Origin of the sequence: Roseiarcus sp. (assembly GCF_052145395.1) — a bacterium.
Taxonomy (GTDB): Bacteria; Pseudomonadota; Alphaproteobacteria; order Rhizobiales; family Beijerinckiaceae; genus Roseiarcus.
In genome coordinates this window covers 1-2683 of record NZ_JBKQOT010000562.1, presented here as the reverse complement: position 1 = coordinate 2683, position 2683 = coordinate 1, and the positions used below count along the sequence as shown (strand labels likewise).

At 59.1% G+C, this 2683-nt stretch carries 3 protein-coding genes and 1 pseudogene; 2 read left to right on the top strand and 2 right to left on the bottom strand.

Annotated features, from left to right (window positions below; translation table 11 throughout):
• Positions 1-460 (bottom strand): annotated as a pseudogene (locus ACLP25_RS19285) (vitamin B12-dependent ribonucleotide reductase); the annotation flags it as partial.
• Between the two features lie 127 nt (positions 461-587).
• Positions 588-1424 carry an ImmA/IrrE family metallo-endopeptidase gene (locus ACLP25_RS19280; RefSeq protein ID WP_442470775.1) on the bottom strand — a complete coding sequence of 279 codons (837 nt, stop codon included), beginning with the start codon at positions 1422-1424 and terminating at the stop codon, positions 588-590.
• A gap of 439 nt (positions 1425-1863) precedes the next feature.
• Here ACLP25_RS19280 and ACLP25_RS19275 point away from each other — a divergent pair, with 439 nt between their 5' ends.
• Positions 1864-2280 (top strand): NADH:ubiquinone oxidoreductase subunit NDUFA12, encoded by a 417-nt coding sequence (locus ACLP25_RS19275; protein WP_442470774.1) that lies wholly within the window; start codon positions 1864-1866, stop codon positions 2278-2280.
• Between the two features lie 41 nt (positions 2281-2321).
• Positions 2322-2683: DUF2155 domain-containing protein (locus ACLP25_RS19270; protein ID WP_442470773.1), on the top strand; the 362-nt coding region annotated here is incomplete at its 3' end.

Here is a 2683-nt window from a genome sequence, read left to right as displayed (position 1 = left end):
GGGGAATTGGGCGCGGCGATCTGGCGCGCCAGCATGAAGCGCATCTCGTCGAAATAGGCGCGCGCGTCCTCGTCGCCATTGAACACGCCGGCCTTCCAGCCCCAATAGGCCCAGGCGCCGGCGAGCCGGTCGAACACCTGCCGGGCGGACGTCTCGGAGCCGGTGCGCTCGGCCTTGGGGAGCGCGGCGAGCGCCTCCTCGTCGGGAACCGAGCGCCACAGGAACGACGGGACGTCGGGCTCCTCGTGCTTTTTGAGGCGCGCCGGCACGCCCGCCTTACGGAAATATTTCTGCGCGAGCACGTCCGCCGCCACCTGGGTCCAGGCGGCCGGGACCTCGATATTGTCGAGGGCGAAGACGATCGAGCCGTCCGGATTGTGATCTCGCTCCGGGTGGTCGCAAACGGGATCCGGTCGTAGGGCGAAGCGCCCGCGTCAGTGTAATACCGCCCGATTCTCATGGTGTACAATTCCTATATCTAAGTAGTACCTTCGTACTACCTCCAAGCCTCTCGCAATTTCGACGAACTTGCCGCAATCACGCTTACTGATACAGGAAACTCAATTCAACTAGCTCCGTTACATTATTCACAGGATCTCCACAAAATCGTCACCATCTTGCAAAAAATCTCCCGCAATTCCACATTCCTCGCAGCGATATCTGCTGCCTCCGATATCCACCATTTTGCCGGTACCACATTTCTGACAGGCACCGCGTCTCAGCGCAATTGAATAGCCGGTTTTTGACTCATCTTTATTGTCGTCATTCGCGCTTTTACGTGTCGTTTCATTGAGCGGCGGTCTTTTATCTCCAAGCGTACCCAACAGTTCAGCAAAGCCGTTAATAACGGTTTGTCTTTTCGTATTCTCGGATTTCCTTTCTAAACGAACTTTTGCAGCCTTAGCACTCACAGAGAAGTCTAACACAACAAGTTCAATGCTATTATAAGGTGACAGCAACTCTTCTTCGATCAGGAAATGAGAGGCGAACTCATTGGCCATTCTCTCAGAAGATTCATAGGCCTCTACATAGCTTGCCTTAGCAATAATCGCAGCGGCACCCGTCTGACGCGCACGTGCGACATCCTTATGACAGAGAACCGCATGCCCGAGCTCGTGAGCCAGCGTCATCCTTGCGCGGCCATCCGAAGCCATTGCCTTCTGCCACACGGAAGACTTAAATCGCATGCGGACTAGGTCGCCCACTACTTCGGTAAGGCCGTCGTCTCCACCCATGCCATCATCAGAAACTATCTCGATAGTAAGCCTCTTCCGCCCCTCAATTGTTGCAACCCATCCCGAGGTCAGACACTTGACAATATCAACACATTTATCTCGTGATACGTCGAACACATGACGCACGCGTCGCGCGATGTCATGAATCTGGGCATTCGACCAACGCTTAGTGTCACGATAATCGCTCATCGCCAACTCCTTGACGGGCGTAAACGAGTCGCAATGGCGCGTCTGGAGACATGCCTTTGCGCAACACGCAGACCGCGCTCGCGCCCGAAAATGAGAACCTGCTCCGCGCCCGCGACACCCAAAAAGCAAGCTACGGCATGGGCTACCCACTCTTCGCGTCTCGCGTTTCAACGAATCAAAACACTACGACGCACCAGCACATTCGTCAATAGGTTGCGCCTGATATGATCCGAAGGCACCATATATGGTGAGCCTGAAAACCGTAAACAATATGTGACCGCTCTCCCGGATCGCCAACTTCGGGTGAGTCGCCGGCGGCTTGCAAGGGGTTCGCGTGGCCCTGCGCCCGCAAAGTTCGACTGGACAGAGCGGGGCTGCCTCGCCATAGTCCGCGCGCGCCGCGACATGGGCGCTTTTTTCGTCGACCAGCGGCTGCCCGATGGACTTAAAGCTGTTTTTCCTGCGCTACTTCACCTGGTGGAACGGGGCGACCCTCAACACCCTGTTCTACACCCGTCGCGTGGGCGAGCTGGTAGGGCACGACGCGTTCGGCAACGCCTATTACCGGACGCGCGGCGGCAAGATCGATCCGGCGCTCGGCTTCGAGCGGCGCTGGGTGATCTACAACGGGATTTCCGAGGCCTCGATGACCCCGCCGGGCTGGAACGGCTGGCTGCACCACACCGTCGACGTTCCGCCGAGCGAAGAAGACTATACGCCCCACCCTTGGGAGCTGCCCCATATCGGCAACCCGACCGGGACGCCGGCGGCGATCCGCCCCAAGGGGTCGGTGCTCCGCGATGGACACCGACAGCCGACGACCGGCGACTACGAGGCGTGGAGCCCCGGCGCCTGAGCGCCTTTTTTTAGCCGCGCTTCACCGGCAGATCGGCCTACATGCGTTTTCCGAACACCGTCATCGCGCTCGGAAAGGGTCCTTTTCGCGCCCCCCCGAGCCGGAGGTCGATCCTCTCTTGCGCCCTGATTTCCTGCGCGCTCGGCGTCGTCGCGGGGCCTGCGCTGGCCGACAAGATCAGCAACCCGACGGCGGTGTTCGACGGCCTCGACAAGATCACCGGGCGAATCATCACCTTCGAGGTGGCGATCAACGAGACGGTCCAGTTCGGCACGCTGCAGGTCACGCCGCGCGTCTGCTACTCGCGCCCGCTGACCGAACAGCCGCAGACCGACGGCTTCGCCCAGGTCGACGAGATCGACGAGAACAAGCAGGAGAAGCGGATCTTTTCCGGCTGGATGTT

Coding starts and splice junctions, on each gene's coding strand:
- ACLP25_RS19275 (WP_442470774.1), top strand. CDS start 1,864: ATGGACTTAAAGCTGTTTTTCCTGCGCTACTTCACCTGGTGGAACGGG.
- ACLP25_RS19280 (WP_442470775.1), bottom strand. CDS start 1,424: ATGAGCGATTATCGTGACACTAAGCGTTGGTCGAATGCCCAGATTCAT.